Source organism: Micromonospora sp. NPDC005215, from assembly GCF_040607915.1.
Lineage (GTDB): Bacteria > Actinomycetota > Actinomycetes > Mycobacteriales > Micromonosporaceae > Micromonospora.
Genome location: NZ_JBEXHQ010000006.1, coordinates 79,034 through 103,397 on the forward strand (window position 1 = coordinate 79,034; position 24,364 = coordinate 103,397).

Here is a 24,364-nt window from a genome sequence, read left to right on the forward strand (position 1 = left end):
CACCCGGCATTGATGATCACGATGTTTCACGTGCAACAACATCGATGCCGGTGCCTGCTCAAGCCGGCCTGGCCAGCCCTTCCACCACCTGCGCGCCGGGTAGCGCGCCCAACGCCGGCCCCGGCAGTGCGATCTTGCTGTGCCGTACGCCGGACCCGATGATCACGTGCGGGGTGGCGATGACCCGCGCGTCCACGAGGATCGGCCACTGCGCCGGCAGCCCGATCGGGGTGATGCCGCCGTACTCCATCCCGGTCAACTCGACAGCGTCGGCCATCGGGGCGAAGCTCGCCTTGCGGACGTCGAGCGCCCGGCGGGCCACCCCGTTCACATCGGCTCTGGTGGTAGCCAGGACGATGCAGGCCGCGTAGCGGACCACACCCTCACGCTTGCCCGCCACCACCACACAGTTGGCCGACACGTCCAGCCCCACCTCGTACGCCGCGCAGAACGCGGCGGTGTCGGCAAGCTCGGCGTCGATCGGCGCGACCAGCACGTCGTTGACGTCCACCGGCGCGTCGGCGGGCCACTGGGCGATGGCTTCCGCCACCGGCGGGGCGAGCAGGTCCAGGCGGGCGCGGGCGGGTTCGGTCTTCAGCGTTCCCATCACGGGTGCGATCCTCGCATCCGCCACGCTGAACCGCCCGGCGGCGTCCGGACCACCGCGGGACGCCACCGGTCCGGGCCGAACCGATCCGGTGCTCAACTGCCGGCGAGGAACGCGTTGTCGCGCAGGAACGAGCGGTCACGAGATGCCGCCAACTCCTCCTCGCGCTGGGCCTTGGCCCGTTGCAGTTCCAGGTCCTCCAAGGCGTGCCGGACTCCCAGCCGGATCACGCCATAGAGGAAGACGAAACCGAAGACGTAGAGGATCACCGTGGTGACGACAACGAACATGGCGTCACCGTAAGACGAACGTGAACCGTTGTTGCTCTCATTTCCGCCCCGTTCCCCCGTACGTGTCGGCGAGGTGGTCGGCCCAGGTCCGGGCGCCCCGGGGCAGTGCCTCGGTAACCAGGCCACCGGCGCGCAACTCGCTACCGATTCGACCGGGGATCCGCACCGGCAGCAGCGGTCGGCGCGAGCCGCGGGCCTCCCGCCACGCCCGGAGCGCCTCGTCGAAGCGGAGCACCTGCGGCCCGCCGTACTCCTCGACGCCGCCCAGCGGGCCGGCGACCAGCCGAGCTGCCAGCCGGGCCGCCACCTCGCCCGGGTCGACCGGTTGGGCGAGCACCGCCCGGTCCCCGATCACCAGCCCCAGCCGGGCGCTGGAGGCGAGCAGGTCGTCCAGGAACTGTGGGAACTGGGTGGCCCGCAGCACCGACCACGGCACCGGGCCGGCCGCGACCACCTCTTCGGCGGCGAGCTTGTGCCGGTAGTACGGGATCGGCACCCGATCCACCCCGACGATCGAGATGTAGACGAGGTGCCCCACACCGGCCGCGCCAGCGGCCACCACGAGCCGGCGGGTGCCCAGCACGTCCACCTGATAGGTCTGCCCGCCCCGCGGCGCGGACGCCAGGTGCAGCACCGCGTCCATCCCGGACACCGCCTCGGGCAGCCCGTCGCCCGACGCCAGGTCCGCCACCACCCACTCGACCTCGGAGCCGGCGTGCGACCGTCGGCTGGTGGCCCGGACGGTCATCCCGTCACTGCGCAGCCGGGCAAGCACCGCACGCCCCAGGCGACCGCTCGCCCCGGTGACCAGAACCCTCATCTCGTCCCCCTTTCCTGCCGCGGACCACGGCACGCCCATCGCCCCACCCGGTGTCGACGAAATGGCCTGGCAACTCCGTGACCGGGTGTGCCGCGACTCACCCGGAGCGGATCAGGTCCAGCACGGTCAGCAGCGCGAAGAACGCGATCACGATCTCGTTGACGATCCAGGCGTGCCCCTCGGCCCACTCCCGCATCCGGGTCAGGGCCCGCGCCGCCCTGTCTCGGAGCAGCAGCAACGCCAGCAGGGGCAGGGCGAGCAGGAGCACGGTGAGCAGCACGAACGGCACCAGGTGCCACCACGGCAGGTTGTGTCGGGCCACACTCGCCCCCACGGCGGCCATGGTCAGGTCGTCGGTCGGCGTCACCACGAAGAGCAACGCGCCCAGTCGCAGTGCCGTACGCGGGTCGGCGTGCTCGATGCTCCCCAGCCACCTCGGCGGCCCGGACCGGTCCCGGCGTACCCACACCACCACGGCCACGCCGACCAGCAGGGCGAGAATCACCAGGTCGATGGCGGGACCCCGATCGACAGTGCCGGCGGCGGCACTGGCGTCGGCTGCCAGCCCGCCCACCCAACGGGTCAGCAGCCAGCTCAGCGTCACGCCGGCGGTGACCACCAGTCCGGCGCCCGCGAGGAAGCCCAGTGACGCCGCCCGGGGCCGGTCCGACGAGGCGAGAAAGACCGCCACCACCAACTGTGTCCCGGCGACCATCACCACGGCGAGCGGCAGGATGGTCAGGAAGTTCATCGCCCGCCATCCTCCCGGCCCCACCACGCCGGCCGCGACCGAATCCGCGGATCACCCGCCCGGCCGCACACTTCCGCCCACCACGACGCGACCGGCCAGCAGCGCCCCGAGCAGTGCCAGGCCCGCCGTCACCGCCAGCGTCGCCGCGTAACTGGCCGGGCCGGGCGCGCTCCCCGCAGCCAGCACGGCACCGGTCAGCGCGAGCACTGTCGCCGCGAAGAGGGAGTCGCCCAGTTGCAGGGAGGAGCTGTTGCGGCCCTGCTCACCAGGGGCGGACAGCTCCAGGGTGAGCACCGACAACGACGGGTAGAGCAGCCCCATGCCGAGGCCCGCCGCCGCCCATCCGAGCACGGCGACAGCCACCGGAAGCTCGGGCCGGACGGCCAGCGCCACCGTGGCCGTGCCGACCGTGATGCAGCTCAACCCGACGCGCGGCAGGCTGGCCCGAGACGCCGGCACCGGGATCCGGCCCTGCAACCAGGAACCGGCCGACCAGGCCAGCGCACCGACAGTGAGGACCAGCCCGGCCGCGGTCGGCGAGAGGCCCCGCTCCCGGGAGAGCATCAACGGGATGACCACCTCGGCGCCGACGAAGGCCGCCGACGCCAGCCCTCGCAGCCCAACCACTGTGGGCAGCCCTCGGGCCGCCCGCAGGAACCCGGCCGGCAGCAGGCGCGGGGCACAGACCAGCAGGCCGACCACGGCAAGCGCGATCAGCGTCAGGGCGGTGACGCCGCGCTGCTGCCCCCCGATGTGCAGCAGAGCGGCGCTCACCGCGGCCCCGCACGCCCAACCGATCCGCCCCACCGCGCCGGCTGGTGGCCGGGTCGTCGCGCTCCGCCCCAGCGACCGCAGGCCGGGGTGGATCAGCAACACCGCTGGCACCGCCACCACCGGCACCGCGAGGAAGACCCACCGCCAGCCCAGGTGCTCCACGATCAGGCCGGCCACCGCCGGCCCCACCAGCGACGGTACGACCCACGCCGCCGCGAACGCCGCGAAGATCCGCCGGTGCAGTTCCTGCGGGTACGCCTGCCCGACGATCACGTAGAGCGCCACCGAGAGCAGCCCGGAGCCGAACCCCTGCACCACCCGCCCGACGACCAGCACGCTCATCGCGGGGGCGCTCCCGGCGATCAGCAACCCGACCACGAACCAGGCGACCCCGTGCCACATCGGACCCCGGGGGCCTCTGGCGTCACACCAGATGCCGGAGACCACCATGGCCAGCACGCCCGTCGCGAACGGGCCACCGAACGCGATCCCGTACAGCGCGACCCCGTCCAGGTTGCGGGCGACGGTCGGCATCGCCGTACCGACCGCCAGCGCCTCGAACGCGAGCAACGAGATCAACGCGACGCTGCCCACCGTCATGGCGCGCAACCGGGGTGCGAACAGCCCCGGTACGGCCGGTGCGGTGGTGGCGACTGTGCTCGGCATGAACCCGAGCATGCGACCTCAACCCGGATTCATGTCAACCAGCGGTGACCCGGCTCTCGTCAGGCGTCCTGCAGCGCCTGCCCGACCCCCCGCACCAGGCCCGACAAGTGCTGATCAGCCAACAGGTGACCGGCGGTGATCACCAGGGCGATCGGCCACTCGATGACCTGGAGCGCGGCGAGCACACCGAGCCCCGCGTAGTAGGCGACCTTGTCCGGTGGCGGTACCGCCATCTCGCCCAATATCGGTAACGCCACCCGGCGGTTGTACATCCGGACGTTCTCGTGCGAGCCGTTCAGATGTCGCGTCAGCGTGCTCATGCCGGCCTCCCCATGTCCGGTGATGGTCGTCGGATTCCACGGCCCACCCCGTCCATGCGCCGGCGACGACGGAAAGTTCCACCACCACGAGGGCATAACGGATGGCAGGTCGGGAAGCCAGGCCGCCGGACGTGCGGCGGTGGGAGGACGAGATGGCCAAGGTCAGGACCAGCAGCAACAGGGAGTCGGGCCGGCGTCCGTCCAGCCGTACGCCTCGATGACGGCGGCGGGTCGCGCAGCCAGCCGGATCCTGCCGTCCTTCGGCATGCCGCACCTGGTCGGCGAGGCGTCCCGGACCGTCAGTTCGGCCGCGACCCGACTGGCCCGGACGGCCGGGCTGACGCGGCGTCGGGTCTGGTCCCGGCAGGGTCGACACCACATCGAGGTGCACGGTGTCTGCCAGGACGGCGGGAACCAGCTGGCCCGTCAGGTGGAGGGCGCGCTGGAACGTCTACCCGGGGTCGCCTGGGCTCGGGTCAACGCCCCATCCGGGCGGGTGGTGGTTGCCGTCGAGACTCCCGAGCCGGCGCTGCCCGATCTGATCGCCACGATCAGCCGGGTCGAGCGGACCTGTGACCACGAGCCCGACCCGGAGATCCCGCCACCGCACCCACCTGAGGAAGGGCCGCGAACCCCCCGTACCCTCGGCGCGCTCGCCTCGGACGCGCTCGGCCTGACCATCTCGGCGGCCACCCGGATCCTGCCGTTCGCGCCGCTGCCGGGTGAGGTGGCGGGCCTGCTCGCCGCGGTTGATCTACAACCGAAGCTGCACGGGTTCATCGGCAAACGGCTGCGCTCCGACCCCCGCGCCGACATCCTCTTTCCGCTGGCCGAAGCGGTGGTGCAGGGCCTGACCGGCCGTTGGACCGGAATCGTCCTGGACGGTGCCCAGCGGGTGGTGCAGTGGAGCGAGGCGCGGGCCCAGCTCTCGGCCTGGGAGCGGGCCGAGCCACGACTGACCGGCGACGCGGAACGAGCCACCGCCCGCTGGCCGGTCATCGAGCGTCCCCGGCCAAAGCCGGACGGCCCGGTCGAGCGGTACGTCAACCGCATGCTCGCCGCAGGGGTGGCGGCGGGTGCGGCGGCGATGCCGTTCGCCGGGCCGAAACGGGCCATCGCGGTGGGCTTGTCGACGCTGCCGAAGGCACCCGGCAGCGGACGCGAAGGGTACGCCGCCCAGCTCGGCCGGATGCTGGCCCGACGCGGAGTGATCGCGATGGACAGCGGCGTGCTGCGGGAGCTGGACCGGATCGACACGCTCGTGCTGGACGCCGCCGTGCTCGGCTCGGACCGGGGCGTACTGGCCGATCTGGCGCCGGTGCCCGGTGCGGACGTCGACCAGGTCGCGGAGCGGGCCTTCGCGCTGTTCGACCCGGACGATCCGGCCGCTTCCCGCACCGCGGACGGCTGGCGGCTCGGACCGCTGGATCAGCTGCCCAGCACCGACCTGGGTGACATCCCGGACGGCGACCGGCTGCGCTCCGCCGGCGGCCAGCTACTCGGCCTCGCCCACGGCGACCGACTCGCCGCACTGTTGCGGGTCGAGCCGGAACCCGCGCCCGGCGTCGACGGCCTGCCGGCCGCCGCCCGGCACGCTGGCCTGCGGCTGGTGGTGGCCGGCGGCGACGAGCAGCGGTACGGCTTCGCCGATGCGATGCTGCCCGGCGGCGACCGGCTGGCCGAGTCGGTACGCACGTTGCAGCGCGACGGCGCGGTGGTGATGCTGGTGTCGGCGGACCGGAGGGCGCTCGGCGCGTCCGACTGCGGTCTGGGGCTCGCCGCGCCGGAGGACCTGCCGCCGTGGGGCGCGCATCTGCTGGTCGGTGCCGACCTGCGGGTGGTGGCCCTGGTGATCGAGGCGACCGGGGTGGCTCGGCGTACGGCCCAGCAGAACATCCGGCTGGCCATGGCCGGCACCGGTCTCGGGGCGCTTGGCGCGTTCACGGCCCCGCCGACCGAGCTGCCCGGCCGGTCACTCGTCGCGGTGAACGGCGCGGCCGGGTTGGCCTTCGCGAACGGGGTCTGGCAGGCCCGCCGGCTGCACGACCAGTCGGACACCCCGGCACCGGTCACGACCGCCTGGCACCTGATGCCGGTCAGTACCGTGCTCGGCCACCTGCGGACCACGCCGGACGGTCTGGCCAGCGCGGAAGCGCAGCGCCGGCACCACAGCGTCAGCGGGAACGGCGATGCCGGACCCGGACGGGGTGGTCTGCTGCGCGCCTTCGTGGACGAGTTGTCCAACCCGCTGACCCCGGTGCTGGCCGCCGGGGCGGTGCTGTCCGCGTCGTTCGGCTCGCTTGTCGACGCCGCGCTGGTGGGCAGCGTGGTCGGTGGATCCGCCCTGATCGGCGCGGTGCACGAACGCAACACCGAACGGTCACTGGCGGAGCTGCTGTCCCGTTCGGCGGTTACCGCACGGGTCCGCCGGGACGGCGGCGAGCAGGTTCTCGCCGCCGAGGACCTGGTCCTCGGGGACGTCATCGCCCTGGAGCCGGGTGACTCGGTGCCCGCCGACTGCCGCGTCCTCGAGGCGGTGGGCCTGGAGGCGGACGAATCGTCACTGACCGGCGAGTCGCTGCCCGTCGCCAAGTCCAACCGACCGGTGGTGGCCGCCGCCATCGCCGACCGACACTCGATGCTCTACGAGGGCACCACCGTCGCCGCCGGGCACGGCACTGCCGTGGTCGTCGCGACCGGTTCGGACACCGAATCCGGTCGCAGTCTGGCGCTCGTTCGGCAGGCCCCACCGACCAGTGGGGTGGAAGCCCGACTCGGTTCGTTGACCAGTGCCGCCATCCCGTTGGCCGCCGGTTCGGCGGTGGCGGTGGCCGGCGCGGGCCTGCTTCGGGGCGTACCCCTGGCCGAAACGGCGGCGACCGCGGCGAACCTCGCCGTGGCGTCGGTGCCGGAGGGGCTGCCGTTCCTGGTCAGCGCGGCGCAGCTGGCCGCCGCCCGACGGTTGGCCGAGCACGGCGCGTTGGTTCGCAATCCGCGCACCATCGAGGCGCTGGGTCGGGTGGACGTGCTCTGCTTCGACAAGACCGGCACCCTCACCGAGGGCCAGCTACTGCTCGCCGGGGTCGGTGACGGCGTGGGCGATCGGTACGCCTCGGTGGACCGGCTGGACGACCGGCTCCGATTGACGCTGGCCGCGGCGCTGCGCGCCACCCCCGCCGCGGCCAGTCCGGAGGAGTTGGCGTTGCAGACCGACCGGGCGGTCCGGCGGGGCGCCGGGGTGGCCGGGGTGGTGGAGCAGACCGGTGCCCGGGGTTGGCGGGCTGCCGGAGGGCTGCCGTTCGAACCGTCCCGTGGCTATCACGCGAGCATCGGAGAGACCGAAGGTCACCTGTTGTTGAGTGTCAAGGGTGCCCCGGAGACAGTGCTGCCGCGTTGCTCGGCCCGGCGCACCGACGGCCGTCGAGAGCCACTGGACGACGCCGGCCGCGCCGAGTTGGAGCGGATGCTGGCCGATCGGGCCGGGGCGGGAAACCGGATCCTGGCCGTCGCCGAGTGCCAGGTGGACGACCCGAAGGTGACCGACGCCGACGTCCGAGGGCTGACCTTCGTGGGTTTCCTGGCCCTCGCCGACGGGGTCCGGGAGAGCGCCGCCCCGGCGGTGCGCCGGATCCGCCAGGCCGGCGTGCACACCATCATGATCACCGGTGATCATCCGGCCACCGCCGAGGCGATCGCGGCCACCATCAGCGAGCACGACGAGCAGCGGGTGGTCACCGCCGGTGAACTCGACCAACTGGACGACGACGCGCTCGCCGAGCGGTTGGCCAACACCGATGTGGTGGCCCGCTGCACCCCGGCGCACAAGGTGCGGATCATCCAGGCGTTGCAGAAGTGCGGGCGGACCGTCGCGATGACCGGTGACGGTGCCAACGACGCCCCGGCGATCCGGCTGGCCGACGTCGGCATCGCCCTCGGCCAACGGGGCACCCCGGCGGCCCGGGCCGCAGCCGACCTGGTGGTGACCGACGACCGGTTGGAGACCATCATCGCCACCCTGGTCGAGGGCCGGGCGATGTGGTCGTCGGTGCGGCACGCGCTCAGCATCCTGGTCGGCGGCAACCTCGGCGAGATCGCGTTCAGTGTGCTGACCGCCGCGGCGACCGGCCGCTCCGCACTCACCGGCCGACAGCTGCTGCTTGTCAACCTGCTCACCGACCTGGCGCCGGCACTGGCCATCGCGGTCCGGCCACCCGCGTCGGACCGCACCGACAACCTGCTCCGGGAAGGCCCGGACGCTGCGCTCGGCGAGAGCCTCACCAAAGAGATCGGCCTCCGGGCGGCAGCGACCACGCTGGGCGCGACAGCGGGCTGGACGTTGGCCCGGTACACCGGACGCCGACAGCGGGCCGGCACTGTCGCCCTCGTCTCCCTGGTCGGCACCCAACTCGGACAGACCATCCTGGCCGGCGGCACCAGCCCGGCCGTGCTGGCGTCCACGGCGGCGTCACTGGGCGTGCTCGTCGTGGTGGTGCAGACGCCGGGGGTGAGCCAGTTCTTCGGCTGCACCCCGCTCGGGCCGGTGGGCTGGACCATCGGGGCCGGCTCGGCGCTCGGCGCGACCTTCGCCAACGGCGCGCTCACCAAGCTGATGGAACACGTGCCCCAGGCCCGGCCCGACACCACATCGACGGACAGCTGAGCCGCATGCCGACCGCTCGTCGGGGTACCGCAGCCGAAGGAGGTGGACACAGTGGCGGAGCAACCCCAGGTGACGTTCATCGGTACCGCGACAACGGTGTTGCGGATCGGCGGATTCACCCTGCTGACCGACCCGAACTTCCTGCATCGGGGTCAGCGGGCGTACCTGGGCAAGGGTTTGTGGTCGCGCCGGCGCACGGACCCGGCACTGCGGATCGCCCAGCTCCCGGAGCTGGACGCGGTGGTCCTCTCCCACCTGCACGGCGACCACTTCGACCGGGTGGCCCGCCGGGAACTGGACCACGACCTGCCCATCGTCACCACCCCGGCGGCGGAACGCCGGCTGCGTCGCTGGGGCTTCCAGGCCGCCCAGGGCCTGCCGACCTGGTCGTCCCGGGAACTGCACCGCGACGGTACGACACTGCGCCTGACCTCGATGCCCGGACAGCACGGCCCGGGTGCCCTGGACCTGCTGATGCCCGACGTGATGGGCACGATGATCGACGTGGAACGCGCCGGTAGTCGGGAATTCCGGCTGTACGTCACCGGTGACACCCTCAACCGGTCGCTGCTCACCGCCATCCCCGAGCGTTACCCGGACATCGACGCGATGCTCATCCACCTCGGTGGCACGAAGGTCGCCGGGATCCTGCTCACCATGGACGCTCGCCAGGGTGCCGACCTGGTGGAACTGGTCCGCCCGAAGCTGACAGTGCCGATCCACTACGACGACTATCCGGTGTTCCGGTCCCCGCTCGCGCACTTCGTCGACGAGGCCCGCCGCCGTGGCTGGGTGCAGCAGGTACGCACCATCGCCCGCGGCGAGACCGCCCCCCTCACCCCGTCCTCCTGACCACCGACCGAGCAGCTCAGCACAGGCCAACGCCGAGATCGCCGCGGCCCAGATCGGTGCGCACGGCCGGTGCCGCCGGTGCCTCTCACGTTGCCGGCCCACGCTCGACGCCCCACTGCCAGCAGGCTGGCCAGCTCGCCTCCGGTCCTCCCATTAATTGATCCAACCCGCTGGACCGTGACTGGTAGCGTGCGGACCGACATGAAGATCATAAGGGAGACATCAATGTACCGATCCCCGATTGTCCTGAGTGGCTTCGCTATCGCGGCGGTGATCGCGATGTCGAGTTGCGACCCGCAACCCACCTCGGAGGGATCCGCAACCTCGTCGACCCCGACGGCGTCGAGCGCTGCCTCAAGTGCTGCCCCGGCTGCCTCTAGCGCTGCGCCGGTCATCGACGCAGCCACGACAAAAGCCTGCGACAACATCAAAAAGGACATCAAAGATAACGCGGACAAGGTTGCTAAGGCCGAAAAGATCGGCCCGCCGGCCGGGCACATCGCGGTAAGTGCCCAGTGGATCGCTGGCTCGGCCGCGGTCATCGCACACTCCATCGGCGCGACAGAGACGGTCAGCAGTGCCGCCGAGAAGGTTCAGCAGGAGATGTCGAACCTGAGCGACGAGTACAACAAGTCCGCCGATGCCAAGCCCAGCAAGAAGAAGCTGGAAGCCGCCGTCAAGGAGCTGCTCGCCGCCTGCTCGGCGACCTGACCGGCCACTCGGATGTGACCGACACCGGACGGTCACATCCGATGCGCATGTCCGCGCGGCTGGAACGTGCCCGCCGGATTTAACCGCCTGCCGCTCGTGCAGCGAAGCCCGGTCGGCGGCGGCCCGACCCGATGCCCAGCCCGCCCGGTTGTTGATGGCCGTCGCGTGCTGTGTCAGCTCAGGGAACTGCTTCTCGAAGACACCGCGCACCCCGTCGTCGCGCGCAGCGAGGACCGGCAGCAGTTGAGCGGAGCCCGCCGACGCGCTCATCTCACGGTCCACCCCCTCGCGAGCAGCCGAACCCCTGGCGCCTGGGGCCAAGCAGGGTAGACTAAGCCCTTAGCTAACCGAGGAGGTCGCGCCATGTCGGCTGAGGCGGTGCACTACAACATGCATGATGCCAAGACCCATCTGTCGCGCATCATTGACCGGGTGGAACACGGCGAGGAAATCATTATTGACCGGGCCGGTACGCCGGTGGCGAAGGTCGTGCCGCTGGTCCGACGGGCCAACCGCACCGCAGTCGGCTCTCTCGCCGGGCAACTGGACCTCTCCGGCGACTGGGACTCACCACAGACCAACGCCGAGATCGCCGTCGACTTCGGCATCGGCGCATGACCCTGCTGCTGGACACCCACGTCGCGCTTTTGGCCATCACCGGCGACGCAACCCTCGGCACCGAGTTCCTCGACCGGCTACGCCACGAGCCGGACATCTTCCTCTCCCCGGTCACCCTGTGGGAGATCACCACCAAACAGAGTGCGGGGAAGCTCGCCGGACCCCCTGACCTCGCCGAGCGGGTAAGAGACATGGGCTTCCGCGAACTTCCGGTGACCCACGCCCACGCCATCGCCGCCGGCCGCCTGCCATCGCATCACCGCGATCCGTTCGATCGCATGCTGGTGGCCCAGGCGATCACCGAGAGTCTGACCCTGGCCTCCCGCGACGCGTCGATAGCGCTGTACGACGTGGACGTCCTCAAGGTGTGATCGGACGGCTCATCAACACCTGATGCCGATGAAGGCCCAGGCCCAACCGCGCACACGAGCCGGTCGGCCGGTGCCATCCGAACAACGCCGGTTGTTCGAACTCCGAGATACCGGCCGTGGCCTGCAAATTTTGCCCAGCTCACAGGCTTCGGACGGTGCTCGCTGACCTCGGCTCGCCGACGGCGCGGTTGGCCGGGACGACCATTCTCGCCGTGCGTGATGTCGTCTGAGGCTCGCGGGGATCAGGCGATCTGCCGAAGGTCGCTGCCGTAGTCGAAGATGATCCGCATCCGGGCGCCCAGTGCTCGTGCGTATCGGCTGAGGGTCGCCACCTCATTGGCGTCCAGATCGCCGTTCTCGATCTGACTCACCCGGCCGGGCGTTACCCCCATCAACTCGGCGACCTGCCGCTGGGTAAGACCGAGACGTTTGCGCTCCTCGGCGAGGTGGAACGCGCTGACCCAGGCCTCGGTACGGGCGCGCTCCGCGTCGAGCGCGTCGTCGTCCCCATCGTGCAGCTCGGCGCGGATGTCGTCCCAGTCATGGAAGTCGCTCATCAGCTCTCCCTCCGTTTCCTCTCGAAGGCAAGCCAACCTTCGTAGGCGACCTCGGCGATCGGGATCGCGTTCGCGTACCACCGCGTCCAGTCGCCGGCCTTGTTGCCAGCGACCAACAGCACCGCTTGCGACCAAGGGTCGAAGACGAACAGAACCCGGATTGCGACGTCGCGGCCAGATCTCGGCCGCAGTTCCTTGAGGTTGCTGAGGCTCGAACCCCGGAGAGTGTCGACCAGCGGCCGTCCCAGACCCGGACCAGTCTCGGCGAGCATGTCGATCGCCGCGTTCACGGACCGGTACGCCGCAGGGTCTGTCTGACGCAGTGCCCGTAACCAGTCACGGACATCGCCTGTCGTCCTGATCGCCTAGCGGTGGGCTGACCCCTTGGTCACGGAAGAACTATAGCTCAACCTATACATAACCGAACCCGCTCATCACTGATGCAGCGGAACGGGCGAGACTCGTACTTGCCAGGCTGCGTCTCGGTCGTGCGAACCATGGAAGCGCAGGTTAAGAGGGAGATCAAGTCATGTGGTGGAGCCCAGGGGACTCGAACCCCTAACCCCTGCCTTGCAAAGGCAGTGCTCTGCCAGTTGAGCTAGGGCCCCGTGGACGGCCGCGGCGACGATCGCTCGTCGCCGCGCCAGACGTCAGCGCAGGTCGGGTGCGGTGGTCGCCTCGTGCCAAAGGGCACGCTCGTCGTTCGAGGCCTTGATCTTGTTGAACACGACGGCGGCCACGCCGACGACGCCAGCCAGAATCAGCAGCTTCTTGAACATGGGGCGACCCCTCGCGCTCGACTACCGTCGGACGACAATGCGGTGGGGCTAGATGGAATCGAACCATCGACCTCAGAGTTATCAGCTCTGCGCTCTAACCGACTGAGCTATAGCCCCGCGTTGCGACGAGCAAGATTAACCCATCCGGTCGGCCAGCCCCAAATCGGGGTCCGGCCTCACGAGCCAGGCCATCGACGCCTGCAAAACCTACCTGAGTACGGGACGCCGGAGCGACCGCATTCTGCGGTGCCCCGGCGTCCCGTTCGCTCAGTCCCGCTCGGCGAGGGTCAGCTCGATCCCGCCGACCAGGTCGGCGCAGACGTTGTAGACGAACGCTCCCAGCGTGGCCAGCGCGGTGAACAGCACCACGTTGACCAGGCCGATCAGCGCCGAGCTGAGGATCACGCCCTTGGCGGTGATCTGGAAGCCGCTGGTGCTCTGCCCACCGCCGGCGTTGACCAGGTCGCTCAGGCTCTCGTTGACGCTCTTGAACACACCCATCGCGTCCAGCGCCAGGTAGAGCACCGAGGTGGCGACCACCACGACGATGAACAGCACCACCGAGACGGCGAACGCGAACTTCATCACCGACCACGGGTCGATGCGCTTCAGGTTCAGCCGCGCCCGGCGCGGTCCGCGGGACGCAGCCGAACTGACCGACGTACGCGCCGCACGTACCGCATCACCGACGCGGGCGGCCCCGACGGCCGACGCGTTGCCGATACCCGGCGGCAGGCCACCACCGCTGACCGGGCGGCCGGCAGCGGAGGTACGTGCCCCGTCGGACGGCGGCTGAGTCATGCCGGGTGTGATCCGGGGCTGGGTGCCGGTGGCCCCGGTCGACGCGGCCTGGCCGGGCCGGACGTTGATCGGCGGGGTGGTCGCCGGCCGGGCCGAGGGTGCCGCCGCCGAACCCGGAGGTGTGGCGGCGGCGGACGTCGGCGCCTCGGCACCGGACGCCTCGGCCTTGTCACCCGAGCCAGCGTCATCGCTGGACGGCTCCGGCGGGGGTGTCATGCCCGGGGCCCGGGTGAATTTCGGGGCAGGCGCGTCGGCGGGAACCGTCGCCCGGCCTACGGCCGCGCGGCCGGTCGCTGGTGTGCCGCCCTTGGCGGCCTCCTCGTCGACCGGGTTGGCCGAGGTCCCCGTGTTCCCCGACTTCGCCTGTGTCTCCGTCATTCAACTAGTCCTGTTCGTCAGGCTCGTCGGCATTGCGAGCAATCGCCACGATAGTCACGCCGTCCGGGAGGTCCATCAGCTTGACCCCCATTGTGTTCCGGTCACGCGTACGGCGTACAGGCTTCACCGGAGTCCGAATGACACCACCGTTGCTGGTGATCGCGAACAGCTCGTCGTCCGGATCGATCACCACCGCGCCGACCAGACCACCGCGCCGTTCGGTGATCTTCGCAGTCAACACGCCCTTACCTCCCCGGCCCTGCACCGGGTATTCCTCGATCGGGGTCCGCTTCGCGTATCCCCCGTTCGTGGCCACCAGAACGTCCAGACCCTCCCGAACGACCTCCATGGCGAGCAGGACATCGTCGTCCGTGAAGCGCATGCCGATCACACCCGAGGTGGCCCGGCCCATCGGCCGCAACGCCTCGTCCGAGGCGTTGAACCGGATCGCCTGTGCCTTCTTGGAGACCAGCAGCAGGTCGTTCTCCGGCGCAACCAGCGCAGCACCGACCAGCTCGTCCTCATCGCGCAGGTTGATCGCGATGATTCCGCCGGAACGGTTGGAGTCGAACTCCTCGAGCCGCGTCTTCTTCACCAGGCCGTTCTTCGTGGCCAGTACCAGATAGGGGGCTACCTGGTAGTTCGGGATCTCAATGATCTGCGCTATCTGCTCGTCGGGTAGGAAGGCGAGCAGGTTGGCCACGTGTTGGCCCTTGGCTACCCTACTGGCCTCCGGCAACTCGTACGCCTTGGCCCGGTACACCCGGCCCTTGTTCGTCAGGAACAGGATCCAGTCGTGGGTCGAGCAGACGAAGAAGTGGCTGACGATGTCGTCCTGCCGCAGCGTAGCGCCACTGACGCCCTTACCCCCGCGCCGTTGTGAGCGGTAGAGATCAACCTTGGTCCGCTTGGCGTACCCGGTCCGGGTGATCGTGACGACCACATCCTCGCGGGCGATGAGGTCCTCCATCGAGACCTCACCGTCGAACGGGATGATCTGCGTACGCCGCTCGTCACCCCACTTGGCGACGATCTCACCGAGCTCCTCGGAGACGATCCTCCGCTGCCGCTCCGGCTTGGCCAGGATGTCCTTGAGGTCGGCGATCTCGATCTCAAGCTTGGCCAGATCGTCCACGATCCGCTGCCGCTCCAACGCGGCGAGACGGCGCAGCTGCATGTCCAGGATCGCGGTCGCCTGGATCTCGTCGATCTCCAGCAGCCGGATCAGGCCCTGCCGGGCGTCGTCCACGGTCGGCGACCGCCGGATGAGCGCGATCACCTCGTCCAGCGCGTCCAGCGCCTTACCCAGACCGCGCAGGATGTGCGCCCGCTCCTCGGCCTTGCGCAGCCGGAAGGCGGTCCGCCGACGGATCACGTCGATCTGGTGCTCGACGTAGTAGCGAATGAACTGCGCCAGGTTGAGCGTGCGCGGCACCCCGTCGACCAGGGCCAGCATGTTGGCGCCGAAGGTCTCCTGGAGCTGGGTGTGCTTGTAGAGGTTGTTCAGCACGACCTTCGCGACCGCGTCGCGCTTGAGCACCAGCACGATCCGCATGCCGGTACGGCCGGAGGACTCGTCGCGGATGTCGGCGATCCCGGCGAGCTTGCCCTCCTTGATCAGCTCGGCGATCCGCTCGGCGAGGTTGTCCGGGTTGACCTGGTAGGGCAACTCGCTGACGACCAGGCAGGGCCGACCCCGCTTGTCCTCCTCGACCTCCACCACGGCGCGCATCCGGATCGAGCCACGACCCGTGCGGTACGCGTCCTGGATCGCGGTCTGGCCGACGATCAGGCCGTGGGTCGGGAAGTCCGGTCCCTTGACGATGCCGAGCAGCGCCTCAAGGGTGGTCTCCTCGTCCTCCTCCGGGTGCTCCAGGCACCACTGCACCGCCGCGCCGATCTCCCGCAGGTTGTGCGGTGGGATCTTGGTGGCCATGCCGACCGCGATGCCCTCGGAGCCGTTCAGCAGCAGGTTGGGGATCCTCGACGGCAGGATCGTGGGCTCCTTGGCCCGACCGTCGTAGTTGTCCTGGAGGTCGACGGTGTCCTCGTCGATGTCCCGCAGCATCTCCATCGCGAGGGGGTCGAGCTTGCACTCGGTGTTGTGGCTGACGAACCCGTCGGAGACGAACGAGTGGTCGTCGGTGTCGACCCGGACGCTGTAGACCGGCTGCACGCCGGCGTCCGTGATCTGCGCCACCTCGGCGTAGTAGAAGCGACCGTCGACCAACGGCTCGACCACGTCGAGCACCTCGGTGTTGGTGATCCGGGCGGCGATCTCGTCGCGGTCCCGCTCCCAGCGCTCCACCCGGTCCACGTTGTGCCGCCGCAGCCAGTCCCGCTCGGTCCAGCGCTGCGCGCCGTGCTCGCGGATGAACTCACCGACCAGCGGCACGTGGTCGCTGGAGAGCGCGGTGCTGCTCGCCGGCACTTCGGCCAGCGCCGCCTCCAGCTTGGCCTGCTTGCGGCCGAGGAAGCCGACGTGCGCGGCGAAGATCCGGGCGTCGCGGCGGTTGGTCACCACGACCTTGATCTCGCCGTCGTCGTAGCGGGTCTGCCGACTGATCACGCCGAACTCCAGCAGCAACTGCTGGACCTCGCCCGCCAACCGCTCACTGCGCGTCGAGTACGAGATCTGGATGGTGTTGCGCGGCAGCAGCGAGGACGAGCCGTCGCCCTCGAACAGCGCCTGGAGGAAGGCCCGCTTGACCGCGGCCGGCCCCTGCCAGACGAACTCGGGAACGAACTTCGCGGCGCTACGAGCCCTCACCAGGTCGCCAAGGAGGCTCTTCCGCAGCGCGGTGACGTCCTGCACGTCGAGTTCGTGCAGGGTGCTGCCGGAGGCGATGACCCGCTCACTGACGTAGCGGGGCCCGCCAACGGCGAGGTCGTACGCCGCGAGGACGCGGACGAAGAACTCCCGGTCCACGTTGTTGAAACCGGCCCGGCCTGGCGAGACCCAGCCCTCGCTGACAAACGCGCCAGCGAGGACGGCGGCCTCGACGTGCTCCAGCATCGGGTAGCCGATCTCGTCCGGCACGCTGCGCTGCAGGACCACCCGGTCACCGGGGGAGATCTCGGCGAGCAGCTTCCACAGCAGGGTCGGCACGCCGGCGACGTCCACGAGGCAGAGCACCGGGTGGTTGTGGGTGCCGGTCAGCTCGTACCCCTCACGGGTGCGCAGCCGCAGCGTGGGGTGCTCACCGGAGTGGAAGAACTTCGACGCGCGGACCAGATCGCCGTTGCGGTCGCGGACCTTGAGGTCGATGTCGGTCTCGCTGCTCGCCGCCGCGCCGGGCACGATGTCGCCGACCCGGACGCTGCCCTCAGGGGTACGAATCCGGACATCTGCCGTAATACAATACCGCATGGCCGCAGCCGGGTCGTTACCGGGCGAGCCGAAGTTGCCGTTGCCGTCGACCAGCGGGTAGCGCAGCGACCAGGGCTGGGCCATCCGGACCAGCGCGTCGTAGATCGAGGCGTCGCCGTGCGGGTGGAACTGACCCATCACATCGCCGACGACCCGGGAGCACTTCACGTAGCCGCGGTCCGGCCGGTAGCCGGAGTCGAACATGGCATAGAGAATCTTGCGGTGGACCGGCTTGAGCCCGTCCCGGACGTCCGGCAGCGCCCGCCCGACGATGACGCTCATCGCGTAGTCGAGGTAGGAGCGCTGCATCTCCACCTCGAGCCCGACCGGTTCGATCCGGTCGTGTGCGACCACGGTGGCGGTGGCCTCGGCGGGGACCCCTGGCTCGTTCGGTGTGGACTCGGGAGAATCGGTCACTGTATACCCTTATCAGACTCAGAGTCGTTTTTGTGCTGTGGATAACCGCTGTGGATACCGGCCAAGCTGTGGATAACTCTGTGGATCGGTGGACCGACCGGGCGGTGCCCGGCCGACCCACCGTGGTCCATCAGATGTCCAGGAACCGCACGTCCTTGGCGTTGCGCTGGATGAACGACCGGCGTGCCTCGACGTCCTCACCCATCAGCACGCTGAACAACTCGTCGGCGGTCGCCGCGTCGTCGAGCGTGACCTGACGCAGGGTACGCGTCGCCGGGTTCATCGTGGTTTCCCACAGCTCGGGGTAGTTCATCTCGCCGAGGCCCTTGAAGCGCTGGATGTCGTCCGGCTTGGCGTTTGGCTTCTTCTGCTGGCGCAGCGCGATCAGCCCGTCCCGCTCGCGGTCGGAGTAGGCGTACTGCGCGTCGTCGCCCTTCTTGTTCCACTTGATCTTGTAGAGCGGCGGGGCGGCAAGGTAGACGTTGCCCATCTCGACAAGCGGACGCATGAAGCGGAACAGCAGGGTGAGCAGCAGCGTCTGGATGTGCTGGCCGTCGACGTCCGCGTCGGCCATCAGCACCACCTTGTGGTACCGCAGCTTCTCCATGTCGAAGTCGTCGTGGATTCCGGTGCCCAGCGCGGTGATCAGCGCCTGGACCTCGTTGTTCTTCAGAACCCGGTCGATCCGGGCCTTCTCCACGTTGAGGATCTTGCCGCGGATCGGCAGGATCGCCTGCGTCCGTGGATCACGGCCCTGCTTGGCCGAGCCACCGGCCGAGTCACCCTCGACGATGAACACCTCGGACTCGCGCGGGTCGGTCGACTGGCAGTCGGCCAGCTTGCCCGGCATCGAGCCGGACTCCAGCAGCGACTTACGGCGGGCCAGCTTGCGTGCCTGCTGCGCGGCGATCCGGGCCCGCGCCGCCTGGGATGCCTTCGTGATGATCATCTTGGCCTCGGCCGGGTTGCGGTCGAACCAGTCGACAAGCCGGTCGTTGCAGACCCGCTGCACGAAGCTCTTCACCGGGGTGTTGCCGAGCTTGGTCTTGGTCTGACCCTCGAACTGCGGGTTGGCCAGCTTGACCGAGATGATCGCCGCGAGCCCCTCGCGAATGTCCTCGCCGGAGAGCTTCTCGTCGCCCTTGAGCAGCTTCTTGTCGGTGCCGTACCGGTTGACCACGCTCGTCAGCGCGGACCGGAAGCCCTCCTCGTGGGTGCCGCCCTCGTGCGTGTTGATCGTGTTGGCGAAGGTGTAGACCGACTCGCCGTACGACTCGTTCCACTGCATGGCGATCTCGAGCGACATGCCCTCTTCCTCGGCCTCGAACTCGACCACGGTCTTGTGGATCGGGCTCTTCGAGGCGTTGAGGTGCCGGACGAAGTCGGCGATGCCACCCTCGTAGTAGAAGGTCACCTCGCGCTGCCGGCCGTCCTCCTCCTCCGCCACCCGCTCGTCGAGCAGGTGGATGCGCAGGGCGCGGTTGAGGAAGGCCATCTCCTGAAGGCGTCGGTAGATGGTCTGGAAGTCGAAGTCGACGGTCTCGAACACGTCGGGGTCGGGCCAGAAGGAGACCGCCGAGCCGGTGCGGTCGGTGGGTTCGCCCTTTTCCAGTGGACCGGGCTTGGAGTTGTTGTACTGCTGCCGCCACACGGAGCCGGACTTGTGGATCTCGACGAACATCTTGGTGGAGAGCGCGTTCACCACGGAGACACCGACGCCGTGCAGACCGCCGGAGACCGCGTACGCCTTGCCGTCGAACTTGCCACCCGCGTGCAGGATGGTCAGCGCGACCTCGACACCCGGCTTCTTGAGCTTCGGGTGGAGGTCGACCGGGAAACCACGGCCGTTGTCGGTGACCCGCACGCCGCCGTCGGCTTGCAGCACCACGTCGATGGTGTCGCAGTATCCGGCGAGCGCCTCGTCGACCGCGTTGTCCACGACCTCCCAGACGAGGTGGTGCAGACCGCGCTCACCGGTGGACCCGATGTACATACCGGGCCGCTTGCGAACCGCCTCCAGCCCTTCGAGAACGGTGATCGACTCTGCGCCGTACTCCTGCTTGTCCTGCGCTGCCACCCTCGGCCACTTTCTCGCGTCAGCCGCGCCGCTAGGGCGCGTCGGGCGCGGGTTCGGCGGACAGGACGCGACGTCGGCGCGTGGACCGGTGCCGGAGACCTCCGGACAACGGGTCGAACGCGCCGGTCGCCGCGGTTGCCCGCGGATCGCGATCGGCTCGACCCGCCGTGGAGAATGAATCTGGGGCCACCGGCCCCGTTCCTCTCCCACACCGGGTCTTCGTCTCGCTGTCAATCCTACTGTGCGCGGGGGACAGAACCACCACTCGGCACCCTCAGAGAGGCGGCTGAGAAGTCCATAGCCGGCAGAACCCCGTTGCCCGCGACTCCCCCCACACGCCAGGGTCCGATCGCACGCGCCGTCCCCGGACGGGTTGACCCGCGCTCGGGCGGGTCGGGGGTCGCGGCCAAAGCGTCAGTGCCGTACGTTTGCGGCGCTCCGGAACCAAGCTTGATCTTTACCGGCCGGAACCGGGACGATCGACCCGATCGACCCGACACGTGCTCTTTAAGAGGTGACAGATGGGGCTGGACAACGTCGCGGTGCACTGGCCGCGGACCGGCCGCTTCTACGATCCGGTCGCGCCGGCCGAGTTCGTCGACTTCGGCGAGATCGTTGATGTGCCACGGATCTCCGCGCCGACGGCGGCGCTGGCCGAGCTGATCGCGAAGACCGGCACCATCCGGGCGACGGCGTACACCGAGTTGGTGGATCTGCTGCTCGGTCTGGAAGGTGTGTTGTACGCCACAGACGCCGCCGCCGAGGACGAGGACCCGGTGATCGACCCGGACGGCTGCTCCTGGATCGCCGGCGGCATCGAGCGATTCGTGGCCGGGCACCGCGCGCACGGTGAGGCGGTCACCTTCGAGTCGGTGAGCACGGTGCTGCGCTCGTTGCTCGGCGACGGCAGGTTGGCCGAGCAGCAGCTGCGGTGGCTGGAGAGCCGGCTCGACGCGCTGCGCGACGAGCGCGGCGATCCGCCGCAGTGGAACTTCACCTGCGCCGAGTTGGGCGTGCTGGCCGCGTTCTACCGGCGCTGCGCCGAGCGCGGTTTCGCCGTCTACGCCGACGCCTGACCCGCCACGCCGCTTCCCGCAGCGGGCTGGTCGCCGCCCGGTCGGTTGGCGGCGGCGATTACCTGGGTGAGCACCGCGTGCAGGTGTTGCAGGTCCTCGACGGGCAGCCCGAGTCGCCGCACGATCGCGGCCGGGATCAGCTCCGCCCGGCTCCGCAGCGCGGCGCCGCTGGCGGTGAGGGTGACGGCAAGACTGCGCTCGTCGCCGGGGTCGCGTTCCCGGCGCAGGTAGCCGGCCGCCTCGAGGCGCTTGAGCAGGGGTGAGAGCGTGCCCGGGTCGAGCTGCAACAGGCGGCTGAGGTCGCGACCGGACAGCGGCGCGTGCTGCCAGAGCGCGAGCATGACCAGGTACTGCGGATGGGTCAGCCCCATCGGTTCCAGGAGTGGCCGGTAGACGGCCACCACGCTGCGCGCGGCCACCGACAGGGCGAAGCAGACCTGCTGCTCCAGCGCCAACGGGTCGACGCGATCCGGTTGTTCGCTCATCGGTTGCTCGCACCAGGCACGGTGACTACTCTACCGATCATTGGTGTACCAAGCATTGGTGCCCCAATCATCTGCTCGTGTGACGGGCGGGCGGACGCGATGCGGGAAAGGGCGGCAGATGAGCGAGGACGGCGCGGTCAGCAGGGCCCCGGGCGAGGGCGGCCGACTCCTGAGCTGGGCCTTCCGGCACCTTGCCGGCCCGGCCGAGGGGGTCCAGGGTGCGGTGCAGGGCGGCTCGGCCGAGGCCCGCGAGGCGTGGAAACGCGACCTGACCGAGCGCAAGCGCTACACCCGGGAACAGCGCGAACGCAGGCGAGCGGCCCGCGAGGCCGACCGGAAGGGCTGAGGAGCCGGCTCAGCCGTACGTGTCGCGGGGGCCCCGGCCGCGTACCCGGCGTGGCCCCTTCCCCCAGGAGGGCGCGGCCGGGCCGTGGATGTGCAGCTTGCGCACCACGTTGTGGCCGACCTCGCTGGCGATCTGCTTGAGTAGCGAGCCGGCGAGCAGACGCAGTTGGGTCGCCCACGCGGTCGAGCGCGCCTCCACCGTCAGCTCGCCGTTCTCCAGCTTGACCGGGCGACTGTGCTGGGCGACCTCCGCGCCGACGACCCGCTCCCAGGCGCCGAACACGGTGGCCTCCGCCGCCGGCTGCTGCCAGCCCCGCGCCTTCACCAGCCGGTTCAGCACAGCGCTGAGCGGCTGCGGGTCACGCGGGTCGGGGCCGGGCCCGGAGTAGCCGCGCAACCGCCGCCCCGAGCCGCCGGCCGCGTCGCCGCCGGCACCACCGGGGGTACGCCGGGCACGGGCCGCCGACTGCCGCCGGGACAGCGCCGCGTCGAGCACCGCCCGAGCCAGCTCCGGCCCGCTGGCGGCCGCCGGCTCACCGCCCGTCGCCTCCGCCCCGGGGGTACGCGCGGGCGCGGCGTCACCTCCGCCGGTCCCCTGTCGTTTGGGGCGTGGCTCATCCGACACGGCGTACCGTCCCTTCGCCGACCTGATAGCGGGTGCCGCGCAGAGCCGCTGGCACATCGTCGTCCACCGCGCAGGTGACAAGCAGTTGACTCGCCCCGCCGACCAGCTCCGCCAGCCGCTCCCGGCGGCCGGTGTCCAACTCCGCGAAGACGTCGTCGAGCACCAGCACCGGCTCGATGCCGTCGGCGCGCAGCAGGTCGTACCCGGCCAGCCGCAGCGCGAGCGCGAGCGACCACGACTCGCCGTGGCTGGCGTACCCCTTGGCGGGCAGCGGACCAAGGGTCAGCGCCAGCTCGTCACGGTGGGGACCGACCAGGGTGGTGCCCCGTTCGATCTCGGCGGAGCGGGACGCGGCCAGTGCGGTGGTCAGTGCGTCGGCCAGCGCGGCCCGGTCGGTGGTCGGCTCGGCCAGCTCGATCGAGGCTCGGTAGGCGATGCTCGCCGCACCCCGGCCGGCGGCCACCGCGTCGTACGCCTTGGCGACGTGCGGGGTGAGCGCGGCCACGAGTTCCAGTCGGCCGGCGAGCAGCTCCGCGCCGTGCTGGGCCAGGTGGGTGTCCCAGACGGCGAGGGTGCCGAGGTCGCCGCCGCGCGACCCGCCGGTCTTGCGAGCCAGGTACGCGGTGCGCAGCAGGGCGTTGCGCTGCTTGACCACCCGTTCGTAGTCGGCCCGCACTCCCGCGTACCGGGGCTGCCGGTTGACCAGCAGATCGTCCAGGTAGCGGCGACGCTCGGACGGGTCGCCCCGGACCAACTCAAGGTCCTCCGGGGCGAAGAGCACGAGTCGCAGGGCGCCGAGCACGTCCCGGGCCCGCCGCGCCGGTGAGCGGCCCAGCCGGGCCCGGTTGGCCTTGCCGGGCACGATCTCCAACTCGACAAGGAGCTCCCGACCGTCGTGCACCACGGCACAGCGGATCACCGCGGCGGTGGCGCCCATCCGGACCAGCGGCGCGTCGGTGGCGACCCGGTGTGAGTCCAGGGTCGCCACGTAGCCCAGCGCCTCGACGAGGTTGGTCTTGCCGACGCCGTTGGCGCCGGTCAGGACGTTCGCCCCCGGCTGGAGGTCGACGGCCACCCGCTCGTACGAGCGGAAGTCGATCAGTTCCAGCCGGTGGACATACACAGGTTGTGGATACCGCTCAGCGCTTGTGGACGGCGTGGCCACCGAACTGCTGACGCAGAGCGGAGACGGCCTTCATGGTGGGCGAGTCGTCCTGCCGCGAGGTGAACCGGGCGAACAGCGACGCGGTGATGACGTTCAGCGGCACCCCCAGGCGGACCGCCTCGTCGACGGTCCACCGGCCCTCGCCGGTGTCCTCGGTGTAGCCGCTCAGGTCCGCCAGCGCCGGGTCCTCGTCGAGTGCCCGGTCCAGCAGGTCGAGCAGCCAGGAACGGACGACGGTGCCCTCTCGCCAGGACTTGATGACGCCCGGCACGTTTGTCACCAACTCCGAGGCCGCCATCAGCTCGTAGCCCTCGGCGTAGGCGTGCATCAGGCCGTACTCGATGCCGTTGTGCACCATCTTCGAGTAGTGCCCGGCGCCGACCGGCCCGGCGTGCACGAAGCCGAACTCGCCCTCCGGCTTGAGCGCGCTGAAGATCGGCATCAGCCGGTCCACGTGCTCCTGGGCGCCGCCGACCATCAGCCCGTAGCCGTTCTGCCGGCCCCAGACGCCGCCGGAGACGCCGACGTCGACGTAGCCGATGCCCCGCTTGTTGAGCCGCTCGGCCCGGGGTGCGTCGTCACTGAAGCGCGAGTTGCCGCCGTCGATGATGATGTCGCCCTCGCCGAGCACCGCGGCCAGTTCGTCGATGGTGGCGTCGGTGACACCGGCGGGCACCATGACCCAGACCGCGCGCGGTGACTCGAGCTTCTCTGCCAGGCCCGCGATGGTCGGGACGTCGCTGAGCTGGGCGTTGTGGTCGAAACCGACCACGTCGTGACCAGCGGCCCGCAATCGCTCCCGCATGTTGCCGCCCATACGGCCGAGTCCTACAAGGCCGAGCTGCATGT

Annotated in this window: 22 protein-coding genes, 2 tRNA genes and 1 pseudogene; 7 read left to right on the forward strand and 18 right to left on the reverse strand. The window is 70.2% G+C overall.

Annotation, left to right across the window (positions count from 1 at the left end; translation table 11 throughout):
• Window positions 1-58: 58 nt before the first annotated feature.
• The 6 genes and pseudogenes from ABZU25_RS07735 to ABZU25_RS07760 form a co-directional block, all read right to left on the reverse strand.
• Window positions 59-607, reverse strand: a complete 549-nt coding sequence (locus ABZU25_RS07735; RefSeq protein ID WP_355028538.1) for a YbaK/EbsC family protein — start codon at window positions 605-607, stop codon at window positions 59-61.
• A 95-nt stretch (window positions 608-702) separates the two neighbouring features.
• On the reverse strand, window positions 703-897 hold the full coding sequence (locus tag ABZU25_RS07740; RefSeq protein ID WP_355028539.1) for a hypothetical protein: 195 nt from the start codon (window positions 895-897) through the stop codon (window positions 703-705).
• 37 nt (window positions 898-934) lie between these two features.
• Window positions 935-1,717, reverse strand: a complete 783-nt coding sequence (locus ABZU25_RS07745) for an NAD(P)H-binding protein (protein ID WP_355028540.1) — start codon at window positions 1,715-1,717, stop codon at window positions 935-937.
• A gap of 97 nt (window positions 1,718-1,814) precedes the next feature.
• Window positions 1,815-2,468 carry a GAP family protein gene (locus ABZU25_RS07750; RefSeq protein WP_355028541.1) on the reverse strand — a complete coding sequence of 218 codons (654 nt, stop codon included), beginning with the start codon at window positions 2,466-2,468 and terminating at the stop codon, window positions 1,815-1,817.
• 51 nt (window positions 2,469-2,519) lie between these two features.
• Window positions 2,520-3,908: an MFS transporter gene (locus tag ABZU25_RS07755; RefSeq protein WP_355028542.1), complete on the reverse strand. Its 1,389-nt coding sequence runs from the start codon at window positions 3,906-3,908 to the stop codon at window positions 2,520-2,522.
• Between the two features lie 59 nt (window positions 3,909-3,967).
• Window positions 3,968-4,284, reverse strand: a pseudogene (locus ABZU25_RS07760) (hypothetical protein).
• Between the two features lie 161 nt (window positions 4,285-4,445).
• Here ABZU25_RS07760 and ABZU25_RS07765 point away from each other — a divergent pair.
• The 5 genes from ABZU25_RS07765 to ABZU25_RS07785 all read left to right on the forward strand — a co-directional run bounded on the left by ABZU25_RS07765 (window position 4,446) and on the right by ABZU25_RS07785 (window position 11,440).
• Window positions 4,446-8,888 carry an HAD-IC family P-type ATPase gene (locus tag ABZU25_RS07765; RefSeq protein WP_355028619.1) on the forward strand — a complete coding sequence of 1,481 codons (4,443 nt, stop codon included), beginning with the start codon at window positions 4,446-4,448 and terminating at the stop codon, window positions 8,886-8,888.
• Between the two features lie 51 nt (window positions 8,889-8,939).
• Window positions 8,940-9,740, forward strand: coding sequence for an MBL fold metallo-hydrolase (locus tag ABZU25_RS07770; protein ID WP_355028543.1), 801 nt, complete (start codon window positions 8,940-8,942; stop codon window positions 9,738-9,740).
• A gap of 225 nt (window positions 9,741-9,965) precedes the next feature.
• On the forward strand, window positions 9,966-10,451 hold the full coding sequence (locus tag ABZU25_RS07775) for a hypothetical protein (protein ID WP_355028544.1): 486 nt from the start codon (window positions 9,966-9,968) through the stop codon (window positions 10,449-10,451).
• Between the two features lie 363 nt (window positions 10,452-10,814).
• Window positions 10,815-11,069 carry a type II toxin-antitoxin system prevent-host-death family antitoxin gene (locus tag ABZU25_RS07780; RefSeq protein ID WP_355028545.1) on the forward strand — a complete coding sequence of 85 codons (255 nt, stop codon included), beginning with the start codon at window positions 10,815-10,817 and terminating at the stop codon, window positions 11,067-11,069.
• Window positions 11,066-11,440 carry a type II toxin-antitoxin system VapC family toxin gene (locus ABZU25_RS07785; protein WP_355028546.1) on the forward strand — a complete coding sequence of 125 codons (375 nt, stop codon included), beginning with the start codon at window positions 11,066-11,068 and terminating at the stop codon, window positions 11,438-11,440. Before ABZU25_RS07780 ends, ABZU25_RS07785 begins: the two co-directional genes overlap by 4 nt.
• Window positions 11,441-11,682: 242 nt before the next feature.
• Here ABZU25_RS07785 and ABZU25_RS07790 read toward each other — a convergent pair whose 3' ends face one another.
• The 8 genes from ABZU25_RS07790 to gyrB form a co-directional block, all read right to left on the reverse strand.
• Window positions 11,683-11,997 (reverse strand): helix-turn-helix transcriptional regulator, encoded by a 315-nt coding sequence (locus ABZU25_RS07790; RefSeq protein ID WP_282312898.1) that lies wholly within the window; start codon window positions 11,995-11,997, stop codon window positions 11,683-11,685.
• Window positions 11,997-12,320: a type II toxin-antitoxin system RelE/ParE family toxin gene (locus ABZU25_RS07795; RefSeq protein WP_355028620.1), complete on the reverse strand. Its 324-nt coding sequence runs from the start codon at window positions 12,318-12,320 to the stop codon at window positions 11,997-11,999. The genes ABZU25_RS07790 and ABZU25_RS07795 overlap by 1 nt, the downstream gene beginning before the upstream one ends.
• 209 nt (window positions 12,321-12,529) lie before the next feature.
• Window positions 12,530-12,605, reverse strand: a tRNA-Ala gene (locus ABZU25_RS07800).
• Between the two features lie 42 nt (window positions 12,606-12,647).
• Window positions 12,648-12,776, reverse strand: coding sequence for a DLW-39 family protein (locus ABZU25_RS07805; RefSeq protein ID WP_209444550.1), 129 nt, complete (start codon window positions 12,774-12,776; stop codon window positions 12,648-12,650).
• A gap of 43 nt (window positions 12,777-12,819) precedes the next feature.
• Window positions 12,820-12,893, reverse strand: a tRNA-Ile gene (locus tag ABZU25_RS07810).
• A 150-nt stretch (window positions 12,894-13,043) separates the two neighbouring features.
• Window positions 13,044-13,955 carry a DUF3566 domain-containing protein gene (locus ABZU25_RS07815; RefSeq protein WP_355028547.1) on the reverse strand — a complete coding sequence of 304 codons (912 nt, stop codon included), beginning with the start codon at window positions 13,953-13,955 and terminating at the stop codon, window positions 13,044-13,046.
• Between the two features lie 4 nt (window positions 13,956-13,959).
• Window positions 13,960-17,742, reverse strand: coding sequence for an intein-containing DNA gyrase subunit A (gene gyrA / locus ABZU25_RS07820; protein ID WP_355028548.1), 3,783 nt, complete (start codon window positions 17,740-17,742; stop codon window positions 13,960-13,962).
• Between the two features lie 130 nt (window positions 17,743-17,872).
• Window positions 17,873-19,819 carry a DNA topoisomerase (ATP-hydrolyzing) subunit B gene (gyrB, locus tag ABZU25_RS07825; RefSeq protein ID WP_355028549.1) on the reverse strand — a complete coding sequence of 649 codons (1,947 nt, stop codon included), beginning with the start codon at window positions 19,817-19,819 and terminating at the stop codon, window positions 17,873-17,875.
• Window positions 19,820-20,340: 521 nt separating this feature from the next.
• Between gyrB and ABZU25_RS07830 the strand changes: the two genes are divergently transcribed.
• The gene (locus tag ABZU25_RS07830; RefSeq protein ID WP_355028550.1) at window positions 20,341-20,895 is read left to right on the forward strand and encodes a hypothetical protein; all 555 of its coding nucleotides are present in this window, start codon (window positions 20,341-20,343) and stop codon (window positions 20,893-20,895) included.
• Here ABZU25_RS07830 and ABZU25_RS07835 read toward each other — a convergent pair.
• Window positions 20,880-21,380 (reverse strand): MarR family transcriptional regulator, encoded by a 501-nt coding sequence (locus ABZU25_RS07835; protein ID WP_355028551.1) that lies wholly within the window; start codon window positions 21,378-21,380, stop codon window positions 20,880-20,882. The genes ABZU25_RS07830 and ABZU25_RS07835 overlap by 16 nt on opposite strands.
• Before the next feature lie 118 nt (window positions 21,381-21,498).
• On the opposite strand from ABZU25_RS07835, the gene ABZU25_RS07840 reads away from it, so the two are divergent.
• Window positions 21,499-21,726, forward strand: a complete 228-nt coding sequence (locus ABZU25_RS07840) for a hypothetical protein (RefSeq protein WP_355028552.1) — start codon at window positions 21,499-21,501, stop codon at window positions 21,724-21,726.
• A 9-nt stretch (window positions 21,727-21,735) separates the two neighbouring features.
• On the opposite strand, the gene ABZU25_RS07845 is transcribed toward ABZU25_RS07840, so the two are convergent.
• Genes ABZU25_RS07845 through gnd form a run of 3 tightly spaced genes read right to left on the reverse strand, consistent with a single transcriptional unit; the run spans window position 21,736 to window position 24,362 of the window.
• The gene (locus ABZU25_RS07845) at window positions 21,736-22,350 is read right to left on the reverse strand and encodes a DciA family protein (RefSeq protein ID WP_355028553.1); all 615 of its coding nucleotides are present in this window, start codon (window positions 22,348-22,350) and stop codon (window positions 21,736-21,738) included.
• Window positions 22,340-23,473, reverse strand: a complete 1,134-nt coding sequence (gene recF, locus ABZU25_RS07850) for a DNA replication/repair protein RecF (protein WP_355028554.1) — start codon at window positions 23,471-23,473, stop codon at window positions 22,340-22,342. Before recF ends, ABZU25_RS07845 begins: the two co-directional genes overlap by 11 nt.
• A 16-nt stretch (window positions 23,474-23,489) precedes the next feature.
• Window positions 23,490-24,362 carry a phosphogluconate dehydrogenase (NAD(+)-dependent, decarboxylating) gene (gene gnd / locus ABZU25_RS07855; RefSeq protein WP_355028555.1) on the reverse strand — a complete coding sequence of 291 codons (873 nt, stop codon included), beginning with the start codon at window positions 24,360-24,362 and terminating at the stop codon, window positions 23,490-23,492.
• Window positions 24,363-24,364 lie beyond the last annotated feature (2 nt).